This is a genomic window from Pseudomonas sp. F9001, assembly GCF_013385435.1.
Taxonomy (GTDB): domain Bacteria; phylum Pseudomonadota; class Gammaproteobacteria; order Pseudomonadales; family Pseudomonadaceae; genus Aquipseudomonas.
In genome coordinates this window covers 65,077-84,547 of sequence record NZ_JACAPX010000004.1, presented here as the reverse complement: position 1 = coordinate 84,547, position 19,471 = coordinate 65,077, and the positions used below count along the sequence as shown (strand labels likewise).

23 protein-coding genes and 1 pseudogene are annotated in these 19,471 nt (G+C 60.7%); 15 read left to right on the top strand and 9 right to left on the bottom strand.

Annotated elements, in window-relative coordinates; all coding sequences use genetic code 11:
• The first annotated feature begins 191 nt into the window (after positions 1-191).
• From HX818_RS02565 to HX818_RS02555, 3 genes and pseudogenes are all read left to right on the top strand, one after another.
• Positions 192-558, top strand: a pseudogene (locus tag HX818_RS02565) (type II toxin-antitoxin system RelE/ParE family toxin).
• Positions 551-856 (top strand): XRE family transcriptional regulator, encoded by a 306-nt coding sequence (locus tag HX818_RS02560; RefSeq protein WP_003208085.1) that lies wholly within the window; start codon positions 551-553, stop codon positions 854-856. The pseudogene HX818_RS02565 and the gene HX818_RS02560 overlap by 8 nt, the downstream one beginning before the upstream one ends.
• 118 nt (positions 857-974) lie before the next feature.
• Complete coding sequence (locus HX818_RS02555; RefSeq protein WP_371315688.1) at positions 975-1,871, top strand: LysR family transcriptional regulator; 897 nt, start codon at positions 975-977, stop codon at positions 1,869-1,871.
• On the opposite strand, the gene HX818_RS02550 is transcribed toward HX818_RS02555, so the two are convergent.
• Positions 1,861-2,262 (bottom strand): RidA family protein, encoded by a 402-nt coding sequence (locus tag HX818_RS02550; protein ID WP_003208087.1) that lies wholly within the window; start codon positions 2,260-2,262, stop codon positions 1,861-1,863. The genes HX818_RS02555 and HX818_RS02550 overlap by 11 nt on opposite strands.
• Before the next feature lie 181 nt (positions 2,263-2,443).
• Here HX818_RS02550 and HX818_RS02545 point away from each other — a divergent pair, with 181 nt between their 5' ends.
• Together HX818_RS02545 and HX818_RS02540 are read left to right on the top strand one after the other, a co-directional pair.
• Positions 2,444-3,997, top strand: coding sequence for a DUF726 domain-containing protein (locus tag HX818_RS02545; protein ID WP_177019427.1), 1,554 nt, complete (start codon positions 2,444-2,446; stop codon positions 3,995-3,997).
• 41 nt (positions 3,998-4,038) lie between these two features.
• Positions 4,039-5,358 (top strand): Nramp family divalent metal transporter, encoded by a 1,320-nt coding sequence (locus HX818_RS02540; RefSeq protein ID WP_177008242.1) that lies wholly within the window; start codon positions 4,039-4,041, stop codon positions 5,356-5,358.
• 10 nt (positions 5,359-5,368) lie between these two features.
• Here the strand turns inward: HX818_RS02540 and HX818_RS02535 are convergent, their stop codons facing one another.
• From HX818_RS02535 to HX818_RS02525, 3 genes are all read right to left on the bottom strand, one after another.
• Entirely contained in the window at positions 5,369-5,746 is a 378-nt protein-coding gene (locus tag HX818_RS02535; protein WP_003208092.1) for a type II toxin-antitoxin system VapC family toxin, read from the bottom strand.
• Positions 5,743-6,114, bottom strand: a complete 372-nt coding sequence (locus HX818_RS31130; RefSeq protein ID WP_256346357.1) for a type II toxin-antitoxin system Phd/YefM family antitoxin — start codon at positions 6,112-6,114, stop codon at positions 5,743-5,745. The genes HX818_RS02535 and HX818_RS31130 overlap by 4 nt, the downstream gene beginning before the upstream one ends.
• 138 nt (positions 6,115-6,252) lie before the next feature.
• On the bottom strand, positions 6,253-7,185 hold the full coding sequence (locus HX818_RS02525; RefSeq protein WP_023658922.1) for a LysR family transcriptional regulator: 933 nt from the start codon (positions 7,183-7,185) through the stop codon (positions 6,253-6,255).
• A 118-nt stretch (positions 7,186-7,303) separates the two neighbouring features.
• Between HX818_RS02525 and HX818_RS02520 the strand changes: the two genes are divergently transcribed.
• From HX818_RS02520 to HX818_RS02510, 3 genes are all read left to right on the top strand, one after another.
• The gene (locus HX818_RS02520; protein WP_008437061.1) at positions 7,304-7,789 is read left to right on the top strand and encodes a DMT family transporter; all 486 of its coding nucleotides are present in this window, start codon (positions 7,304-7,306) and stop codon (positions 7,787-7,789) included.
• 4 nt (positions 7,790-7,793) lie between these two features.
• The gene (locus HX818_RS02515; RefSeq protein ID WP_003208100.1) at positions 7,794-8,249 is read left to right on the top strand and encodes a DMT family transporter; all 456 of its coding nucleotides are present in this window, start codon (positions 7,794-7,796) and stop codon (positions 8,247-8,249) included.
• 101 nt (positions 8,250-8,350) lie between these two features.
• Positions 8,351-8,521, top strand: a complete 171-nt coding sequence (locus HX818_RS02510) for a metallothionein (RefSeq protein ID WP_177019467.1) — start codon at positions 8,351-8,353, stop codon at positions 8,519-8,521.
• Between the two features lie 117 nt (positions 8,522-8,638).
• On the opposite strand, the gene HX818_RS02505 is transcribed toward HX818_RS02510, so the two are convergent.
• Positions 8,639-8,881 carry a DUF6555 family protein gene (locus tag HX818_RS02505; RefSeq protein ID WP_003208104.1) on the bottom strand — a complete coding sequence of 81 codons (243 nt, stop codon included), beginning with the start codon at positions 8,879-8,881 and terminating at the stop codon, positions 8,639-8,641.
• 116 nt (positions 8,882-8,997) lie between these two features.
• Here HX818_RS02505 and HX818_RS02500 point away from each other — a divergent pair, with 116 nt between their 5' ends.
• The 3 genes from HX818_RS02500 (at position 8,998) to HX818_RS02490 (ending at position 11,015) form a co-directional block, all read left to right on the top strand.
• Entirely contained in the window at positions 8,998-9,762 is a 765-nt protein-coding gene (locus HX818_RS02500; RefSeq protein WP_177019466.1) for a helix-turn-helix domain-containing protein, read from the top strand.
• 89 nt (positions 9,763-9,851) lie between these two features.
• Positions 9,852-10,025: a DUF1427 family protein gene (locus tag HX818_RS02495; protein ID WP_003208108.1), complete on the top strand. Its 174-nt coding sequence runs from the start codon at positions 9,852-9,854 to the stop codon at positions 10,023-10,025.
• Positions 10,026-10,055: 30 nt separating this feature from the next.
• Positions 10,056-11,015, top strand: a complete 960-nt coding sequence (locus tag HX818_RS02490; protein ID WP_102369314.1) for a zinc-binding alcohol dehydrogenase family protein — start codon at positions 10,056-10,058, stop codon at positions 11,013-11,015.
• A gap of 110 nt (positions 11,016-11,125) precedes the next feature.
• Here the strand turns inward: HX818_RS02490 and HX818_RS02485 are convergent, their stop codons facing one another.
• The 3 genes from HX818_RS02485 to HX818_RS02475 form a co-directional block, all read right to left on the bottom strand.
• Positions 11,126-12,163, bottom strand: coding sequence for a purine nucleoside permease (locus HX818_RS02485; RefSeq protein WP_087694158.1), 1,038 nt, complete (start codon positions 12,161-12,163; stop codon positions 11,126-11,128).
• Between the two features lie 20 nt (positions 12,164-12,183).
• Complete coding sequence (locus HX818_RS02480) at positions 12,184-13,140, bottom strand: nucleoside-specific channel-forming protein Tsx (RefSeq protein ID WP_177019426.1); 957 nt, start codon at positions 13,138-13,140, stop codon at positions 12,184-12,186.
• A gap of 155 nt (positions 13,141-13,295) precedes the next feature.
• Entirely contained in the window at positions 13,296-14,246 is a 951-nt protein-coding gene (locus tag HX818_RS02475; RefSeq protein ID WP_177019425.1) for an AraC family transcriptional regulator, read from the bottom strand.
• 265 nt (positions 14,247-14,511) lie between these two features.
• Between HX818_RS02475 and HX818_RS02470 the strand changes: the two genes are divergently transcribed.
• On the top strand, positions 14,512-15,771 hold the full coding sequence (locus HX818_RS02470) for a sugar ABC transporter substrate-binding protein (RefSeq protein ID WP_371315689.1): 1,260 nt from the start codon (positions 14,512-14,514) through the stop codon (positions 15,769-15,771).
• A gap of 22 nt (positions 15,772-15,793) precedes the next feature.
• Positions 15,794-16,567, top strand: coding sequence for an L-iditol 2-dehydrogenase (locus HX818_RS02465; RefSeq protein ID WP_008437073.1), 774 nt, complete (start codon positions 15,794-15,796; stop codon positions 16,565-16,567).
• Between the two features lie 163 nt (positions 16,568-16,730).
• Here HX818_RS02465 and HX818_RS02460 read toward each other — a convergent pair whose 3' ends face one another.
• Positions 16,731-17,438, bottom strand: a complete 708-nt coding sequence (locus HX818_RS02460; protein WP_008437074.1) for an NUDIX hydrolase — start codon at positions 17,436-17,438, stop codon at positions 16,731-16,733.
• Between the two features lie 147 nt (positions 17,439-17,585).
• On the opposite strand from HX818_RS02460, the gene HX818_RS02455 reads away from it, so the two are divergent.
• Both HX818_RS02455 and pncB read left to right on the top strand, forming a co-directional pair.
• A complete protein-coding gene (locus HX818_RS02455) occupies positions 17,586-18,233 on the top strand; it encodes a nicotinamidase (RefSeq protein ID WP_003208124.1) in 648 nt (215 codons plus the stop codon).
• Between the two features lie 10 nt (positions 18,234-18,243).
• The gene (gene pncB, locus HX818_RS02450; RefSeq protein ID WP_003208126.1) at positions 18,244-19,470 is read left to right on the top strand and encodes a nicotinate phosphoribosyltransferase; all 1,227 of its coding nucleotides are present in this window, start codon (positions 18,244-18,246) and stop codon (positions 19,468-19,470) included.
• Position 19,471: the final 1 nt, after the last annotated feature.

The window sequence follows — 19,471 nt, the reverse complement described above, 5'->3', positions numbered from 1 at the left end:
GCGGTCGGGATCATCCGTGGTGCCGGCGCTGTGGTCGTGTCTTCAGCCGCGCGAAAGGGTGGTTTTTTATGGGCTGAGCATTGTGCGGGAATAATCTACAAACACTTTTCCGGGACAAACGGAAGCCTGTACACGCCAGGAACTCCTACAATTATGCCCTTGAGTTTATATTCCATGGATGGAATATTTGCATGAGTTGGGACATTGAATACACGGACGAGTTTGGAATCTGGTGGGGCGGTCTGGATGCAAAGGAGCAATCCTCAGTATCGGTCAGTGTGGATTTACTGAGCCTTCTGGGGCCAGGCCTTGGCTTCCCCCCGCAGCAGCGATATCAAGGGCTCCAGGCATGGCTGCCTGCGAGAGTTGCGGGTGCAGCATGCCGGGCGGCCTTACCGCGTTCTGTATGCATTTGATCCGCGCCGGTGTGCCTTGTTGCTGATTGGCGGGGATAAAACCGGTCGAGGCCGTTGGTATGACGAATACGTCCCGCTGGCTGAGAAGTTGTATGACGAACATTTGGAAACACTGCTTAAAGAGGGCCGTCACCATGGCTAAAAAATTCAGTGAGCTGCAGGCTCGCATGACACCGCAAGCCCGGGCCGATGCAGAGCGCATCTTCCAGCAACACCTGAAAGAAATGCCCCTGCATGAACTGCGCAAGGCGCAACAGATGAGCCAGGATACGCTGGCCAAGGCGCTGAATATCAATCAGGCGGCAGTGTCCAAAATGGAGCGGCGTACCGACATGTATATCAGCACGCTGCGTAACTATATCCGCGCCATGGGAGGAGAACTGGAGATTGTCGCTACGTTTCCTGATGGCCAGGTAAAGATCGAGAACTTTGCCCACTGAGTCATCCGCTCCGTCAAAGCCCGGCCATGCGCCGGGCTTTTTTGTTCGCTGAATGCCTGTCGTCATTGTGCAGCTTAATGGACAATACTCGCCATTCTTGCCCTCATCGGACATCAACGTGAACCAACTCCTCGCCATGCGTGCCTTCGTCCGTGTCGTCGAAACCGGCTCCTTCAGCCGCGCGTCCGACCAGTTGGCACTGCCGCGTTCTACCGTCAGTAAACTCATCACGGACCTGGAGAAGCACCTTGGCGTCAAGTTGATGCATCGCACCACCCGTGCGCTGGCGGCGACGCCGGAGGGGTTGGAGTACTACAGCCACGCGCTGTGCCTGGTGGCGGAACTCGATGAACTGGACAATGCCCTGCGCGGGCAGAAGCTCAAGCCCGGCGGCCACCTGAAAGTGGATGCGCCGGCGTCCTTTGCCAATTGCCTGCTGATCCCGGCGCTGGTGGATTTTCATCGTGAGTACCCTGAGATCACCATCGCCCTGGGCATCAGCGACTGCGCCGTGAATATCGTGGGGGAGGGCGTGGATTGCGTGCTGCGCGCTGGCAAGCTCGATGACATGGCGATGATCGCCCGCAAGGTTGTCGACCTCGAGTACGTCACTTGTGCGGCCCCCGGCTACCTGGAGCGCATGGGTACGCCCGTGTCTCCCGAGGACCTCGAGAAGAACCACCTCAAGGCGGGGTATTTCTTTGCCGGGTCGGGTAAGCCGGAGCCGTTGATTTTCGAGAAGGGCGCGACTCGGTATGAGGTAGGCAACTGCGCGTTTTCCACCAACGAAGGCAACGGCCTCAAGGAAATGCTGCTCGCCGGCCTGGGCGTCGGGCAGCATTTCAAGACCATCGTTGACTACTACGTAGAGGCAGGCCAGTTAGTCCCGGTACTCGAAGACTGGACCCGGCCCGCCACGCCGTTGCACATCATCTATCCACCCAATCGCCATCAGAACGCCCGGCTGAAGGTATTTATCGACTGGGTGATCGAGCGGTTCGGCGTCAGGCAATAATCGCTGTCACGCGGATTTCAATGCGCATTGCCGGCAGCCCCAGGGCTTCTACTCCCAGCTCAGTCCAGATGGGGGCGTGATTGGGCATGTAATGGCGGTACCACTTGACCATCTGCTCGTTCACCTCCGGCGGGAAACCTCCCACGTGGTAGGAATTGACGTGTACCACATGCTCCCAGCCGGCGCCGGCTGCCGCCAGGGTGCGTTCGAGGTTTTGAAAGGCCAGGGCGATCTCGTCGGTGAGGGATTCGGGAATCTGGAACTCGTCATCCCAGCCGCCCTGGCCCGAGGTTTCGACGCGGTTGCCGATTTTGACCGCCTGGGTGTAATGCAGGGTCTCGCGTGCAATGTCGCCGTAACCGGGTGTGATGAAAAACTCGGGCTTGCTCATGGTGTTCCTCGGTTTCAGTGGTTGACCCGACAAAGGTTAATGGACTGAATCTGCGAACAAAATCCGCGTTTTTTGTCATCACTGTGCAGCGATATGGATAGTCCGAGTATCAGTTTTTCACATTCCCGTAGCCCGCCCTTTGTTACTATCGCCCTCCGTCGTCGCCAGGAGTCACCGTCACATGCAACACCAGTGGGATGAAATGCACCGCACCCGCAAGCCCACGTTTGTGTTGTGTGGCGAGCCCCAGGGGGATGTGCTCAATCTCTACGTGCATGGTTATTCGGCGTTCTTCAACCAGCAACAACTGGGTAGTTTCTCCCGGCAACTGGCAACCATCGAAGGCTCCACCAACCTGATGCTGTTCTGGCCGGCAGGGCATTTCCTGGAAAACCTGTTTGCGCCGTTCAAGGATGTGATTACCTCGATGTTGGGTGGCGGTAGCCTGGGTGCCGCAACCATCGGGGTGGGCAAGGCGATTGCCTATTTCCTCGACCACTACAAAAGCGTCGAGGCGCGGGTGGATGAGGTCGCCAAAAGCCTGCTGCCCGAATTGGCCAACTACCTCCATGGCGAGTCGATCAAGGTGCGGCAGATCAACCTGATCGGCCACTCCCTGGGCGCGCGCATCCTGGTCAAGAGCCTGCTGGCCAGCCCTGAGGTGGCCCGTGAGTTGCCGCTGAACAACCTGCTGCTGATGGGCGGTGCAATTTGTACCTCCAGCCCCTGGGACCTGGTCTCGGCGCCGCTCAGCGGTCGGGTGATCAACTGCCACTCGAGCAAGGATTGGGCGCTGGCGCTCAAGCCGGACACCGAGCGCTGCATCGGTCGTTATGCGATCCCGCTGACACCGGCGCTCAAGGCCAAGGTCGCCAACGTGCACCTGGCCACGTTCGACCACGCCGCGTATTGGCCGCAACTGAAGACGGTGGTGCAGTACACCGACCTGCTGCAGGAACGCCGGGGCATGATCCGCGCCGATCAACGCAGCAGCGAAGTGCGCTTTGCCGAAGAGGATGTCGAGCTGTTCCCGCTGCTGGTGCAGGCGCGGCCGGAGGAGTTGCAGTTTTTCGCCGAGCTGATGGCGCAAAAGCGCAGTGCCTCTATCGACGCCACCGTGCGCGAGCCCTTGAAGCTGGCCATCGAGTTGCAGCGCATGGGCGGCGACACCTTTATGAACCTGGCCCGTGGTCATGGCGTGAGCTATCGCGAAATCGCCCAGGACGTGGCGCAGCGGGTGGGTATCAAGTTTGATCAACCGATCGAGAAAGTGGCCCTTGCTGATCTGGAACTGCAGGTTGCCGAGCGGCTGATCGAGCAATACAAGGACAAGCTCAGCCAGGCTGATCGCCAAGTGTTCGAGGCAGAGTTGAAGGCCGCGGCACAAAAGGAACAGGGTTTTTTCAATCGTTTCGATGTCGGGCGCTCAGCCACCACTGCCCTCAGCGGGACCGCGCTGGCCGGGTTGACCGGGTTTATCCTGCGCCGGGGCGCGGCCACGGCCATTCCGGTGGTGGGGCAGGCGCTCGCGGCGGCGATGCTGCTGGTGACCGGCGTGCGGGCGTTTTCCGGCCCCGCGTATTCCATCACCACCCTGGCGGTGCTGGTGATCGGGGTGATTCGCGAGCGCCTGGAGCGTGAAGCACTGAACCAGGAGATGGATCTGGTGGTCCAGGTGGTAGAGGCATTTGATCTGCCCCGGGAGACGGTGATGCGTACCATTGCGTCTGACTGATAAGCTGCGTTCACGTCTTGTGTGAAAGCCTGGTACCCCGCGTGAAATTCAGCCTGCCCAAAATCGCTACCGCCCCGTTCTGCCCGCCGGAAGTCGCCGGCTCCATCGTCGTTGATCCCCGTGCCTCGTTTTTCAAACGTGCGCTGATGTTTGCCGGCCCTGGCTTGCTGATCTCCATCGGCTATATGGACCCGGGCAACTGGGCCACCGCCATCGAGGCCGGTTCGCGCTACGGCTACAACCTGTTGTTCGTGGTGCTGCTGGCGAGCCTGGCGGGGATGGCGGTGCAGTGCCTGTGCTCACGGCTGGGCATCGCCACCGGCAAGGACCTGGCGCAACTGAGCCGCGAGCGCTACAGCCGGCGCTCGTCGTTCGTGCAGTGGATCCTTGCGGAAATCTCGATCATCGCCACCGACCTCGCCGAAGTCCTCGGCTGCGCCCTGGCGTTTCACCTGTTGCTGGGCGTGTCACTGACCACCGGGATTGTCATCACTGCCTTCGATACCTTGCTGATCCTGGCCCTGCAAAATCGAGGCTTCCGCCGGCTGGAAGCGATCATGCTGGCACTGGTGGCGACTATCGGCGTGTGTTTCTTCATCGAGCTGGTGCTGATCAAGCCTTACTGGCCCGACGTGTTTCGTGGTTTCACCCCGTCGTTGTCCGCCATCAGTGATGCCGCACCGTTGTACCTGGCCATTGGCATACTGGGGGCCACGGTGATGCCCCATAACCTCTACCTGCACAGCTCCATCGTGCAAACCCGGCTGTTCGGCAAGGACCTGGCCAGCCGCCAGGACGCGGTGAAATTGGCGCGTATCGATACCATCGGTTCCCTGTCCCTGGCACTGCTGGTCAACGCGGCAATCCTGATACTGGCCGCCGCTGCGTTCCACCAGACCGGCCACACTGATGTGGTGGAAATCCAGGACGCCTATCACTTGCTCGACCCGCTGGTGGGTGGCGTGTTCGCCAGCGTGCTGTTCGGTGTTGCGCTGTTGGCTTCGGGCCAGAGCTCCACGTTCACCGGCACCATTGCCGGGCAAGTGATCATGGAAGGCTACCTCAACCTGCGCATTCCCTGCTGGCAGCGACGGCTGATCACCCGTGGCCTGGCGCTGATCCCGGCGTTCCTCGGGGTGTGGCTGATGGGGGATGATGCCATCGGCAAGCTGCTGATCCTCAGCCAGGTGGTGTTGAGCCTGCAGTTGCCGTTTGCGTTGTTTCCGCTGATCCGCATGACGGGTGACAAGCGCCTGATGGGGCCGTTCGTCAACAGCTTGCCTACGCGGCTGCTGGCCTGGAGCTTGTTTGTGGTGATCAGCGGGGCGAATGCCTGGCTGATCGGGCAGTGGTTGTTTTGAGCGAAGTGAATTAAGTCAAAACGGCCAATGATGTGTATTTCGCCACCATGGGGTCGGCTGTCACTAACTTCATCGGCTCAATGATAGCCGTTGCAATGATGAGCCGATCAAACGGGTCCCTGTGATGGTGTTCAAGGTCCTTGACCGCGATGGCGTGCTCCGAGGTGATGGGCAGTTCCACGTAGCCGCTTTCCAGGCAGTATTCGCGAATTTCGTCCAGGTTTACGTTGAGCTTCCCGAGCCCGACCTTTATCGCCAGCTCCCAGAACGTGGCGGCACTGACGTAAATTTCAGCCGCGTTCTCGATCAGCTTTCTGGCCTTCGCTGGCAGTTTTGGATCATCGCTCAGGGCCCAAAGCAGGATGTGGGTATCCAGCAGTATTCTCATGGGTGGTTTCCCTCAAACGCATCCAGCATGTCGTCTAGCAATGGCGCATCGAAGTCATCCGGCACCACCAGTTTGCCCTTCATCGCGCCGATTCGCCGGCCTGTCGGTTTCCCGACAGGAACAAGGCGAGCCATCGCGCGCCCATGCTTGGCTATGGTGATGATTTGGCCGGCGGCGGCATCATCGACCAGTTTTGATAAATTATTTTTTGCTTCACCCAACGGTACGGTAATCATTTGGTCTTCTCGAGGTTTTGGCCAAATATAGCCAAAATTTCGTAAGCAGGCAAAGATCAACCGACTGCTGGCGGAGGGTGATTTTTGCGGGGACGATTGCAGGTTTCCGAACGGGTAATGACTGGCATCCATGACGTCTCTCCTGAAGGAATTCCTCGAAGTCTGCCCGAGTGCAAGCGGTTTTTGACCCGTGTTGTGGAAAATCAGATCGGACTTACTTGAAGGGGGATTTTTCCCGACAGTGCGGGCCGAATAGTTTCCCACAGTTGCTCAACGGTCCCAGTAAGGCACTGCCCCAAAACACTCGACGAAGTAATCAATCACGGTCCGCACCTTCAACGACAGCCGCCGGCTACCCGGCCACAGCGCAGCAATCTGTTGCGGCTCCAGGGTCGTCGCCACTTCATAGTCGCTGAGCACCGCCTGCAGCGTGCCGGCGCGCAGGCCTTCACCGATCAACCATGACGGGAACACCACCAGCCCCAGGCCTTGTTCGGCAGCGTGGGTTAGGGTGTCGGCGTGGTTGCCGGTGATCGGGCCCTTGACGCTGTAGGACGTCCAGTCGCCCTGGTCCCGGCGGAAGAACCAGCGCTGCTGGCCGGTGACGCCCTTGTAGGCCAGGCACTGGTGGTTCACCAGTTCGTCCGGATGCCGGGGCGTACCGAAACGCTCCAGATAGCCGGGGCTGGCAGCGAGACGAAAGCGCTGGGGGGCGAAGATTCGCGCCTGCATGCCGGAATCGTTCAGCACACCGATGCGAAACAGCAGGTCTGTGCCGTCTTGCAACGGGTCGACGTAGGTGTCGGTTTGCTGGATATCCAGTTGCAGCTTCGGGTAACGCCGACACAGCTCCCCAAGCCACGGCGAGAGGTGGCGTTGGCCAAACACCATCGGCGCATTGATGCGCACCAGGCCGCTGGGTTCGCTTTCCTGTTCCTGCAACGCCTGGCCGGCGGCTTCCAGTTGCTCCAGCATCAATCGCGCATGCCGGCCCAGCAGGCGACCGGCTTCGGTAGGGCTGACCGCACGGGTATGGCGGTACAGCAACTGTTGGCCCAGGGCCTGCTCCATCAACTGCACCTGCCGGGAAATGGAGGAGGGCGCCAGGCCTTCGCGGCGTGCGACTTCGGAAAAGCTGCCGTAGTCCAGTACCGCGACAAACAGGCGAAGCGCCTTGAAGCTCAGTTCGTTCAAACCCTGCATCATCACTCCATGCTGTGCGTATTGCGCAAAGGTGTTGTCGGTATGCTCCCATTTATCGCACAGCAGTGCCACCGGATAATACGCGCCATTGTTCCTCTCTCTAACGCGCAGGTGATGTATGCAGGCTTCTTCAGTGGCGGGTGTGGCTCAGGCCAAGCCCAAGACGTTTCTTCGGTTGTTGCTATTGCCGCTGGTGATCTTCGCCGGCATGGGCTTGTCGGTGGAGGCCGGCTTGCTGGGCCCGCTGGGTGTGCAGGTCGGCCACTTGTGGGCGACCTTGAGCATCTTCGGCGTCGGCTCGGCGATCCTGTTCCTGCTGTTGCTGTTCAGCGGCCCGCAAAAGGGTCCGGCGTTGACCGACCTGCCGCGCTGGCAATTGATCGGTGGCTTCCTGGGGCCGATGTACGTGGTGGTGCTGACCCTGGCGACCCCGCATATCGGGATCGCGATGACCATGATTGCGATCTTGTCGGGCCAGGTGGGCAAGAGCGTGCTGATCGACCACTTCGGCTGGTTTGGCACTGCCCGCAAGCGGGTCAACGTGGAGCGCTGGATTGCATTGGCGTTGATTGTGGTGGCACTTGTTCTGATTGCGCGAGGTTAAGGGGATGAACCTGATTCTGTTGTTGGTATTGGTAGTGGCCGCTGGTGCGGTATTGAGTGTGCAGGCCGCCATCAATGGCCGCCTCGGGCAGGCGGTGGGCGTATTGCGCAGCAGCCTGCTGACCTTTGTCGTGGGCGCGATCAGTACCGGGTTGCTGATTCTGTTCTTTGAGCCCGCCCACGCGGTCAGCCTGCTGGACGTGCCGAAGTGGCAACTGACCGGGGCGTTGTTCGGGGTGGTGTACATGATGGTGATGGTAGGCGCGGTCCCGATTGTCGGCACGGCAGTGGCAACGGTGGCGGTGATTGTCGGGCAGCTGGGCATGGGCATGCTGATCGATAACTTCGGCTGGCTCGGCAACCCGGCGATCGAACTGTCCGGCAGCCGCATCGTGGCGATGCTGTGCCTCGCGCTGGCCCTGGTGTTCATGTACCGCAGCAACGCTCGTCGGGCTGACTGACGGGCCTTTGAACCTTGAATCGTTGCCTATAGTCATTGCTTGAGGTGCCGGCGTTCGCCGCACTTGGACGACCACGAAAAAGGAGTCTGACCATGCAAGACATGCAAGAAAAAAAATGCGCCTGCCAGGACTGCAACTGCCCGTTGGGGGAAACTGCGGTGATGAAGGATGGCAAGGGGTATTGCTGCCAAGGCTGCGCCGAGCATCATGCCCATGGCGAGCCTTGTGCTTCGGCGACCGGGTGCGAATGCACCAAGTCCGCCCACGGCTAACGCAGGCTGCCTTCTGTAGGAGCGAGCTTGCTCGCGAAACACCCGAGAGCGACGCGGGGCACCAGGTGCCCCGCGTCATCGTTAACGACCTTCGCGAGCAAGCTCGCTCCTACAGTTTCACGCGCTGGGGCGCGCATCCGAGCGGCGCCATTGCACGTTTTCGATGCCGAATTTCTCGGCCTGGGGCTGGCTCGTCTTCTTCACCTGCTCACGGGCAAAGCGCCCGATGCGGCCTACGCCGGCGTCGCAGCTCGCCCAATGCCAGGCTTCGGCGTTGTCGAGTTTTTCCAGGCGGATGATGAATGACTTGGGCTGGCCATGCAGCGTGTAGTCGATCACGAAAAGTTTTGCGTTAGTCATGGATCCGTAAACCCTCCTTGTGTCTTTAAGTGACCCTGCGCAGGCAGTAAAAATTCACTCGGATTGTCCGGGTCACGTCTTATCATGGCGCTCCATACTTGAACGATGTGTCTTCCATGGCCCTTGCCGCGCCTCCCGACCTCAGTGATCACGCCGTCCCCGTGCAACCCTTGGCGCGCACCTACCCGCGTGGGTTGTATGTCGAGCCCCATCAACACGATTGGGGCCAGTTGCTGTATGCCATGAGCGGCGTGATGTGGGTCGAGACACCCCGGGAAGCGCTGGTGGTGCCGCCCCAGCGCGCGGTGTGGCTGCCGCCGGGTGTCGATCATGGGATTCGCGTGGTGTCGGACTTGCAGATGCGCAACATTTACCTGCGCCCGGCGCTGGCAGCGACCCTGGACAGCCAGGTGCAAGTGATCGAGGTCGGCGGGCTGCTGCGCGAACTGATCGTGGCGCTGGTGGAGCAGGGCGACAAGGGGGACCAGGCCTATTACGAGGCCGTGGTCGGCCTGGCCCTGCTGGAATTGCAACGGGCCCGGCGCTCACCGATCCGCATCGCCTTGCCCGTGGGCGCCGACCGACGCCTGACCAGCGCCTGCCAGGCGGTGATGGCGTCACCGTCCCTGGACATTCCCTTTGAACAGCACGCCGAAGCCGCCGGCGCCAGCGTACGCACCCTGGCCCGGCTGTTCCAGAACAGCCTGGGCATGGGCTTTGCCGAGTGGCGCCGCCAGGTGCAGTTGGCCACCGCCGTGGCCGAGTTGATCCAGGGCCAGTCGGTCAGCGCGATCGCCCGTTCCCTGGGTTATTCGCCGAGCAGTTTCAGCGACATGTTTCGCCGTGAACTGGGGATGGCGCCGTCGCAGTATCCCGTCTGAGGCTTGGCCGAAATCCTGAAGCACTTGGCCGATGCTTCGGTTTCAGCCCCCCTACACTGACCGCATCAACCCTTGCTGCGGAGTGTTCCATGAATTACCTGATTTCCTTGGCCATCGGCCTGTTGGTCGGCGTGATTTACGGTGCCCTGGACTTTCGCTCGCCTGCGCCTCCTGCCATCGCCCTGATCGGGCTGATGGGCATGCTGATGGGCGAGAAGCTCTGGCCCATGGGCCGGCAAATGGTCAGCGCCTGGTTCTCCTGAAACCCTTTTTAACCTCGATGGATATTGGTCATGAAAGCACTGCAATTTTCCGCCACCGGCGATCTCGCTGCCCTTGCTTACGTTGATGTCGCCACGCCGGTGCCGGCGGCCGGTGAAGTCCTGGTGCAGATCAAGGCTGCCGGGCTGAACCCCAGCGACGTGAAGAACGTGCTCGGGCGTTTCCCCTACACCACGTTGCCACGCATTCCCGGCCGTGATTTTGCCGGGGTGGTGGTGGAAGGTCCGCAGGAACTCGTTGGCCAGGAAGTCTGGGGCACCGGTCGCGACCTGGGTTTTTTCGCTGACGGTTCCCACGCCCAGTACCTCACCGTGTCGGCCAAGGGCGTGGCGCACAAGCCCAGCCATCTGAGCTTTGCCCAGGCCGCCAGTCTCGGCGTACCGTACACCACGGCGTGGGATGCCCTTGAGCGCAGCGGTGTCGGCAAAGGCACTCGCTTATTGGTGATTGGTGCCAATGGGGCTGTAGGCAGCGCGGCGTTGGCCCTGGCGAAGATTCGTGGGGCCCAGGTGCTCGGGGCCGTGCGTCGGCCGGAACAGGTCGAGGCCTTGCGCGAGCAGGGTTTCGAGGGCTTGTTACTGGGCCAGCCGGAAGCGCTGGGAGGGCAGGTTAATGCGCTGTTCGGTACGGGCGCCGATGTGATCTTTGACACCACCGGCTTCTGGTTGCCGGCAGCGGTGGCGGCGCTGGCGCCTTTTGGCCGTATCGCGATCATCGCCGCGCCGGTGGACGGGCACGTGCAACTGCCGGCCCTGGCGTTGTATCGCAAGGGTGGTTCGGTGGTGGGGATCAATTCGCTGCTCTACAACTGCGAGCAATGCGCCGTGATGCTGGAGCAGTTCGGGCGGTTCTTCGATGAGGATTTGTTGCCGCTGCCGACTGGTTTGCGAGAAGTGTCGCTGGCCGACGGTGTGAAGTGCTTTGAGCAAGTGAACCAGGGCAGTGCCGACAAGATTATCTTCCTGCCCTGACCCGCTTATTGTGGGAGCGGGCTTGCTCGCGAATACGGTGTGTCAGCCAATACATTCGGCACTGATCCACCGCTTTCGCGAGCAAGCCCGCTCCCACATTTGATCTTTATTCAGGCTTCGGGAACGCCTTTTTCCCACGCCGACCAGTTCTTCAGAATCGCTTGTACCAGCGGATTACCAGTGCGATACAGGTTCTCCAGCGCCGGTACAAATCCGCCCTGGTCCGCATACTTCAGCAGATTGTCCACTTCGCTGTAGCCCGGGTATGGCCGGTCAAAGTCGGAACCCGCCCGCACGACGGCCAACCGCTGGATATCCACCAAACCTTCGCGGCTGGCTCGCAGCAACGCTTCATAGGTGGAGTTGTCTTCCTGCTGGGTGGTGCAGTACACGCCTTTATTGTCCGTCAGCAATTTGGTCCAGACCTCGGCGCGCTCACTCAGGCGCGTCCCGGAGAACCAGGTATTGCCCGCCAGGGTGTCGCACTGGGTGACCTGCGGCGGCTGATTGGCCGGCGCGTACGGATAGTGTTTGCGCCAGGCCGTGGACTCCTTGCTTTCACTGAGCTCGACTTTTTGCGACAGCGCAAACGCCTTGGCTTGCAGCTTGGGATTGAGCTCGAACACTTCGGTCTTGTAGTCCAGCGGCGGCTTCTCGTTCGGCCCCTTGGTATTGATGCCGATATAGCCGGTCGGCCAGTCCTTCGGCGCGTCCCGTGAATCCAGTTCCCATTGGGTTCCGAATTCCACCAGGTAATGGGCCCACGCGGCGGTGCCGATGGTGCCATGGTGCGGGTTGATCCCGGCGATCCCGGCGATCAGGAAGTAGCTCTGGCGCAGGTCGAACTTCGGCGACAACGCCAGCGCCAGGGTCGAGGCGGCAGCGTTGGTCTGGCCCATGCCGGTCACCAGCAGGCACACGTCCTGGGTGTTGCAGCGGATCACTGGATACTCGGCCGACAGGCCTGGCACGCGAACTTCCTGCTTGAGTTCCAGGCGATCGATCCAGTTCTGCGCTTCGGGGGCGAACATGGTGATCAGCATCACCTTGGGCTTGATCGGTGCCGGGGCATCAGCCAGCACGACGTGCGGCAACAGAGCCCCGGCGGCCAGCCCGATGGCGATTGAAAGGCGGGTAAAGGTCTTCATCTACTGCTCCTTGTTCACACTCAGAATTGATAGCCCACACCGGCGTAGTAACCCCAGCCGTTGGAGCGGGCGCGGAAATTGCCGTCGCCAAAGTTCAGCTCGCTGCCGTCTTCCCAGTTGCCGCCGTTGTGGAAGTAACGGCCTACCAGGGTGAAACGCAGGTGAGTGAACGAATACAACAGCACGTTTGTTGCAACCAGGGAGTTGGCGGTGCGCGCGGGGTTGTCTTTGTGCAGATCCGAGCCGAAATCGTAGTTGGTGAAGCCGATATAGGTCAGCGACGCACCATTGTCGAAGCTGCCGATGGGCACGATGTATTTCATCTGCGCACGGTAGCCGTCCCATGAGTATTCGTTGCTGGCGCCGTAGTTTTCCCACTGGTAACGGCCATAGAAGTTGGCCGACAGGTTGACCCGCGAGTGGGTCTCGATGTCGGTGCCCAGGCCGCTGTACAAGGTGTTGGCACGGTTGTCCTTGTTGCTGCCGTGGTCGTAGATCCAGTCGAACGCCACATACCATTCCTTGAACGGGCCGATGGCCAGGCTGCGACCGGCCAGGTAGTCGATGGAGATGCGCGGTTCGTGCTCCATGAACACCGGCGAGCCGTGGTCCCACGCGCCTTTGTCATTGCTGTTGCCGATCCCGAAGATCTTCGGGATATCGACGTAGCCATACAGTTCGAACGGGCCCTTGCGGCCGAAGTATTCGTACTCCAGGTACACGTCATCGGAGGGTTTGGGGCCGAAGCTGATGTCTTTGCTGCCGATCACCGTCAGGTCCTGATTGAACCAGTCCGACAGGTACACGCCTTTTTTCGACGGGCTGGCTTCCGGGGCCAGGGCTTCGCCCTGTGCTGAGTCATCGGTGGGTTTTTCCTGCGCCAAAATGGGTCCGCTGAGTACTCCCGTAACGGCAGCCAGTAGCAGGGAAACAGCAAAAGGGGTAGCCGACGCGGATCGTCTGGAAGTGGGTTGCATTGAAAATCCCTGTTCGTACGCGGTTGGGGCCCGATTCTTCGGGTTGAGGTGAACCTGGTTGCCAAGTTCGTTCCGCAAACGTTTGCATAGGTTGTACCAATTTGTGTCAATTGCATGAAGGAATTGAGAAAAGTGGGAAATAGTCGGCCTTTTGGTCAGAAATGCGCCTTGGTAAACGGCAGCGCCTGATCACCATTGCGGTTAAACAGGTACATCGCGGTTTCCCGGCGATATTCGCTGGGCGTCTGGTTCATCTCGATGCGAAAGTGCCGGTTAAAGTTGGAGAGGTTGGCGTAACCCACTTCAAAACAGATATCGGCCACTGACATCTCGCTTTGCAGCAACAGGCGGCAGGCGCGCTGCACCCGGAACTTGCGCATCAGGTCGATAAAGCCGTGACCGGTGACGCGCTTGAAAAAACGCGAGAAGCCCGGTTCGCTCATGTCCAGCCGTTGGGCGATCACCGACAGCCGCAGGTCGCCGGTCAATTCCGTCATCAGGTATTCGAAGGCCTTGTGGATACGCTCCGAGCTGCGGGCATCCAGGCTTGGCGTGTAGCAGGCACTGGCCAGGCAATGGGATTCCCCGGAGGGTGCCTGCCCCAAGGTATGCAGTAACTGGATGAACAGAATCAGGCGCGCCAGGCCCTCGGCGGGGCCGATGGACTCCAGCAGGTGCGCAGCCTTCAGGGCGGTTTCACCGGTGAATTCCAGGCCGCGCCGGGCCCGGTCAAACAGGCCTTGCAGGTCGCCCAGCTCAGGCAGCGTGGTGCGCAGGGCCAGCAATGCTGCGCCGTCGAACTGCAACACCACATCGCGCCCCGTCAGGTACTCGCCGGGGGTCAGGTCGCCGATCCAGTCGTGGGGCAGGTCGGGGCCGATCAGTGCTACATGGCCGGCGCCAAACGCACCGATATAGTCGCCCGCCACGAGCTTGCCGCTGCCGTGGCGGATCAGGTGGATTTCGAATTCGGGGTGATGGTTCCAGCGGGCCAGCTCGAATGGATAGTCATGTTCGTACCAGCGAAAGCCATGCTCGGGCTCGGCCAGAATCACTTCCAGCTCGGCGGGGCGTTGCTCGAAAAGGGCGGATCGGCTTGCTGGCATGGGCTTGGCCCTTCTGGGCTTTTTGGAATGGCACCAAAATACGCCCTTTGTCCAAGTAGCCGCTACCCCGGGTTTTGCCCGCCACTGATACTTTTTTGATCTTGGCGATGCGGTTAAAAAAGTATCAGCCGGGCATCCGCCAGTCGTTTGTCCGGCCTTGGGCAAGCTGCTGTAATCGGGCCGTCAACAACAAAAACAATAAGTGGAAACCGCCATGCTCAAGATTCCGAAAGCGCTGTTCCTGCTCTCCGGCCTCACTCTGGCGATGGCCAGTCACGCGGCCGAAACCGTGACCATCGCCACGGTCAACAACAGCGACATGATCCGCATGCAGCGCCTGTCCAAGGTGTTCGAACAGCAGCACCCCGAGGTGAAACTAAACTGGGTGGTGCTCGAAGAAAACGTCCTGCGCCAACGCCTCACCACCGACATCGCGACCCAGGGCGGCCAATTCGACGTACTGACCATCGGCACCTACGAAACCCCGTTGTGGGGCGCCAAGCACTGGCTGGAACCGATCACGCCGCTGCCCGCCGACTACGACGTGGAAGACATCTTCCCCGCGGTACGCCAGGGCCTGTCGGTGAACAACACCCTCTACGCGTTGCCGTTCTATGGCGAAAGCACCGTCACCTATTACCGCACCGACCTGTTCAAGCAGGCCGGCCTGGCGATGCCCGAGCATCCGACCTGGACCCAACTGGGCGAGTTCGCCGCCAAGCTCAACCAGCCCGCCAAGGACCAATACGGCATGTGCCTGCGGGGCAAGGCCGGCTGGGGTGAAAACATCGCGTTGCTGAGCACCATGGCCAACGCCTTTGGTGCACGCTGGTTCGACGAGCAATGGAAACCCGAGCTGACCAGTCCCGAGTGGACGGCGGCGGCGAACTTCTACGTCAACACCCTGAAAAACTATGGCCCGCCGGGCGTCTCCAGCAACGGTTTCAACGAAACCCTGGCGCTGTTCAACAGCGGCAAATGCGCGATCTGGGTCGACGCCAGCGTTGCCGGCTCGTTCACCACCGACAAAACCCAAAGCAAAGTCGCCGACAGCGTGGGTTTTGCCGCCGCACCCACCGAGGTCACCGACAAGGGTTCGTCGTGGCTGTACGCCTGGTCCCTGGCGATCCCGGCCACCTCCAAGCACAAGGACGCCGCCAGAGCCTTTATCACCTGGGCCACCTCCAAGGAATACATCCAGCTGGTAGCGGATAAGGACGGCATCACCAACGTACCGCCGGGCACGCGCCAGTCCACCTACAACGCGGCGTACCTGGCCGCAGCGCCGTTCGCCAAGGTGACCTTGCAGATGATGCAACACGCCGACCCCGCGCACCCGTCGGCCAAACCCGTGCCGTACGTGGGCATCCAATACGTGACGATCCCCGAGTTCCAGGCCATCGGCACCTCGGTGGGCAAGCTGTTTTCGGCAGCGCTCACCGGCGGCATGACGATCGACAAGGCACTGGCCGAGGCGCAGTCCACCACCGAGCGTGAAATGAAACGCGCCGGCTACCCGAAATAATCACCTCAGGGACACTGCATTGATGAATCGACTGGAAGGTAAAAGTGCGCTGGTCACCGGCAGCGCGCGGGGCATTGGCCGGGCGTTTGCCCAGGCCTACATCAACGAAGGCGCGACCGTCGCCATCGCCGACATCAACCTGGAGCGGGCGCGGGCCACCGCCACGGAGCTGGGCCCGAAAGCCTACGCGGTGGCGATGGATGTCACCGACCAGGCGTCCATCGATGCCGCGATTGCCGCCGTGGTGGCGCAGGCCGGCAAGCTCGACATCCTGATCAACAACGCCGCCTTGTTCGACCTGGCGCCCATCACCGACATCACCCGCGAGAGCTTCGACCGGCTGTTCTCGATCAACGTCGCCGGTACCTTGTTCACCTTGCAGGCGGCGGCCCGGCAGATGATCAAGCAGGGGCATGGCGGCAAGATCATCAACATGGCCAGCCAGGCCGGGCGCCGGGGTGAGCCTCTGGTGGCGGTGTACTGCGCGACCAAGGCGGCGGTGATCAGCCTCACGCAATCGGCGGGGCTGAATCTGATCAAACAGGGCATCAACGTGAACGCCATCGCGCCGGGAGTGGTGGACGGCGAACATTGGGACGGGGTGGACGCGATGTTTGCCAAGCACGAAGGGCTGCCGCTGGGCGAGAAGAAAAAGCGCGTAGGAGCAGAGGTACCGTTTGGGCGGATGGGGACTGCCGAGGATTTGACCGGAATGGCGGTTTTCCTCGCGTCCAAAGAAGCCGACTACGTGGTTGCCCAGACCTACAACGTCGACGGCGGCAACTGGATGAATTGAGCGGGACGCAGCTTCTCGAACCATCGCAGATCAAAAACTGTGGGAGCGGGCTTGCTCGCGAAAGCGGTGTATCAGTCAATCTATCCGGCGACTGACACTCCGCATTCGCGAGCAGGCCCGCTCCCACAGTTGATCTTCATTGTTCTGGGAAGGGGGCTTGGTCTTATTCGGCAAAGCTGCGATCAAAGAAGTACACCGCCCCAGGCTTCAGATTCTCCACTGTCGCCTGCGGCCGTCCGCCCTCGCCATGCTTCTTGCGCCCCGTCTCCCGCAAAAAACCGGCCTCGGTCAACTTCAGCAACCGCTGGCGGATACTGGTCTTCAGCACCGGCCGCGCCAATACCAGCGAAAAGATCGTAGTCGCCTCCGGCGCACTGAACTCATTGCCCAAAAACATCAATGGCAAGCTGCTGTACAGCGACTTGGAAAACAGCCTTTCCTGTACCGCTGCCACAATCGCGTTGTGATCGAAGGGCAGCTTGACCCCGCCAGTCGCCACGGCATCAACAGAGCACCACTTTTGATGCCCCCCCAGCTCCACCTCATCAGCCACGATCGCCAGGTAATAGGTCGACGACGACCAGCAGCGCGGATCGCGAAACGCATCGCCCACCGTCCCCACTTGCTCATACCAGGCCAGCGGCAACCCAACCTTGTCACTGGCCCGCAACCGCTCCACGGCATCCTGCAGGCTCAGATCTTGCACGCCGCCATTCACCACTACACCGGGCAAGGCCCAGTGCCCGGCGAAGGGCTCGGCGTCGCGCTGGTTGAGCAATATCTTCAGTTCCCCGGATGCACGGCAATAGAACAGCACGCACAAGTCCACGGTGTGCAGGTAGGCGCTAAGGGTTGGGGCGTGGTCTGGCATGTCGGGTCCTGTTGGCAGCGGTGGGGCACAGTCTAACGGATCAAACGGGTGTGTCGTGTACTTGATCCAGCATAGATAACAAAATGTTTCTTGCTATGAAAGTACATGACGTGTACTTTTATGTCCGGGCCACAGGAGAACACGACCATGACCGTCTCTAAGAACGCTATCGCCTCATTCGACGTTGACGCCCAGAAGAGCTTCACACCGCTGTGCCCCAACGAATTGCCGGTCGCTGGCGGTGACCAGATCGGCGCCGAGCTCAATTACATGGCCAGCCTCGCCGCGCGCCGTGTCGGCAGCAAGGACGCCCATACCCCGCACGCGCCCTGGGTGGTGCAACAGCACAGCGAGATGCTGCAACCCACCGGGCTGGTACATGCCGATGTCACCTGGGTCGCCCACTGTGTGCCCGGCACTGAAGGTTTCACCCTGTTGGACGAATTGCCCACGCCTTATGACTACGACTACTTCATCTGGAAGGGCGTCGAACCCGACCTGCATCCCTACGGCGCCTGCTACCACGACCTCCACGACAAACTCTCTACCGGCGTCATCGAATACCTCAATGCCCAGGGCATCCAGCGTGTGATTGTCGGCGGCCTGGCCCTGGACTACTGCGTCAAGACCACCGCCTTGCAACTGCTCAAGGCCGGTTTCGAGGTGATCCTGCACCTGCCGGCATGCCGTGGCATCAGCGAGGAGGGCGGTGTGCAGGCGGTCAGCCATTTGCAACAAGCAGGCGTTGTAATTACCCGCAATCGGGAAGAACTGGCCGCGATGGCCGCGCGTTAAGGAGTACCTCATGGAAAGTGCATACGACTACGAAAACGCTGTGATCCAGGGCCTGCTGGACACCGACTACTACACCTTCACCATGATGCAGGCCGTGTTGCACCAGCACCCGAATGTCGATGTGGAATACCAGTTCATCGTCCGCTCCAGAGAGAAACTGGGGCACCTGATTCCCGAGCTGCGGGTGGAGCTGGAAAAACTCGCCGGCCTCAGCATGCGCGAAGGCGAGCTGCGCTTTCTGTTCAACCAGCGCCGTGAGTACTTGACCCCGGATTTCGAGCGCTTCCTGGGGCTGTTCCGCTTCAACCTGCGCTATATCCACGTCAGTGAAATCGACGGCCAACTGAACGTCCGCGTGGTCGGCCCGATGCTGCACTGCATCATGTTCGAACAGCCGGTATTGGCCCTGGTCAGCGAGCTGCGCAACCGCGACAAATACCCCGACGTCAGCCTCGAAGACGTCACCCGCAAGCTCTACCAGAAATTCGACTGGCTGGAAAAAAACCTCACCCGCGACGAACTGGCCGACCTGCGTGTCTCGGACTTCTCCACCCGCCGGCGGTTGTCGTTCAAGGCCCAGCGTGAAGTGGTCGACATCATGCGCCGCGACTTTCCCGGCCAGTTCATCGGCACCAGCAATGCGCACCTGGCCTACGAATTCGACCTGCCGCTGATCGGCACCATGGCCCACCAGTGGCTGATGGTGCACCAGCAACTGGGGCGGCTGCGGGAAAGCCAGAATGCGGCACTGGAAAACTGGGTGCGCGAATACCGTGGGCGCTTGGGTATCGCCCTGACCGACTGCATCAGCACCGACTTTTTCCTCAAGGATTTCGACCTGTACTTTGCCAAGCTGTACGACGGTTTGCGCCAGGACTCCGGTGACCCGATCGTCTGGGCCGACAAGGTGTTGGCCCGCTACAAGGAGCTGGGCATCGACCCGATGACCAAGGACCTGATGTTCTCCGATGGCCTGAATTTCGAGAAATGCCTGCCGATCCTGCGGCACGTGCGGGGCAAGGCCAAGTTCGGCTTTGGCATGGGCACCAGCCTGGCCTGTGATGTCGACGGAGTGGAGCCGCTGAGCATCGTGATGAAACTGGTGCGGGTGCACGGTGAGCCGGTGGTGAAATTCTCCGATGACCCGATCAAGAACGTCTGCGAAGACGCCTCGTTCCTGCAGTATGCGGCGCAGGTGTTCAACGTCGGCAACGTCAATCCGCAACTGGGGGTGTGAC

Excerpts from the sequence above, each read along its gene's own strand:
- HX818_RS02560 (WP_003208085.1), top strand. The coding sequence starts at position 551 with ATGGCTAAAAAATTCAGTGAGCTGCAGGCTCGCATGACACCGCAAGCC.
- HX818_RS02550 (WP_003208087.1), bottom strand. The coding sequence starts at position 2,262 with ATGAGCAAGCCCGAGTTTTTCATCACACCCGGTTACGGCGACATTGCA.
- HX818_RS02545 (WP_177019427.1), top strand. The coding sequence starts at position 2,444 with ATGCAACACCAGTGGGATGAAATGCACCGCACCCGCAAGCCCACGTTT.
- HX818_RS02535 (WP_003208092.1), bottom strand. The coding sequence starts at position 5,746 with ATGAGAATACTGCTGGATACCCACATCCTGCTTTGGGCCCTGAGCGAT.
- HX818_RS31130 (WP_256346357.1), bottom strand. The coding sequence starts at position 6,114 with ATGGATGCCAGTCATTACCCGTTCGGAAACCTGCAATCGTCCCCGCAA.
- HX818_RS02525 (WP_023658922.1), bottom strand. The coding sequence starts at position 7,185 with ATGCAGGGTTTGAACGAACTGAGCTTCAAGGCGCTTCGCCTGTTTGTC.
- HX818_RS02520 (WP_008437061.1), top strand. The coding sequence starts at position 7,304 with ATGCAGGCTTCTTCAGTGGCGGGTGTGGCTCAGGCCAAGCCCAAGACG.
- HX818_RS02515 (WP_003208100.1), top strand. The coding sequence starts at position 7,794 with ATGAACCTGATTCTGTTGTTGGTATTGGTAGTGGCCGCTGGTGCGGTA.
- HX818_RS02510 (WP_177019467.1), top strand. The coding sequence starts at position 8,351 with ATGCAAGAAAAAAAATGCGCCTGCCAGGACTGCAACTGCCCGTTGGGG.
- HX818_RS02505 (WP_003208104.1), bottom strand. The coding sequence starts at position 8,881 with ATGACTAACGCAAAACTTTTCGTGATCGACTACACGCTGCATGGCCAG.
- HX818_RS02500 (WP_177019466.1), top strand. The coding sequence starts at position 8,998 with ATGGCCCTTGCCGCGCCTCCCGACCTCAGTGATCACGCCGTCCCCGTG.
- HX818_RS02495 (WP_003208108.1), top strand. The coding sequence starts at position 9,852 with ATGAATTACCTGATTTCCTTGGCCATCGGCCTGTTGGTCGGCGTGATT.
- HX818_RS02490 (WP_102369314.1), top strand. The coding sequence starts at position 10,056 with ATGAAAGCACTGCAATTTTCCGCCACCGGCGATCTCGCTGCCCTTGCT.
- HX818_RS02485 (WP_087694158.1), bottom strand. The coding sequence starts at position 12,163 with ATGAAGACCTTTACCCGCCTTTCAATCGCCATCGGGCTGGCCGCCGGG.
- HX818_RS02480 (WP_177019426.1), bottom strand. The coding sequence starts at position 13,140 with ATGCAACCCACTTCCAGACGATCCGCGTCGGCTACCCCTTTTGCTGTT.
- HX818_RS02475 (WP_177019425.1), bottom strand. The coding sequence starts at position 14,246 with ATGCCAGCAAGCCGATCCGCCCTTTTCGAGCAACGCCCCGCCGAGCTG.
- HX818_RS02470 (WP_371315689.1), top strand. The coding sequence starts at position 14,512 with ATGGCCAGTCACGCGGCCGAAACCGTGACCATCGCCACGGTCAACAAC.
- HX818_RS02465 (WP_008437073.1), top strand. The coding sequence starts at position 15,794 with ATGAATCGACTGGAAGGTAAAAGTGCGCTGGTCACCGGCAGCGCGCGG.
- HX818_RS02460 (WP_008437074.1), bottom strand. The coding sequence starts at position 17,438 with ATGCCAGACCACGCCCCAACCCTTAGCGCCTACCTGCACACCGTGGAC.
- HX818_RS02455 (WP_003208124.1), top strand. The coding sequence starts at position 17,586 with ATGACCGTCTCTAAGAACGCTATCGCCTCATTCGACGTTGACGCCCAG.
- pncB (WP_003208126.1), top strand. The coding sequence starts at position 18,244 with ATGGAAAGTGCATACGACTACGAAAACGCTGTGATCCAGGGCCTGCTG.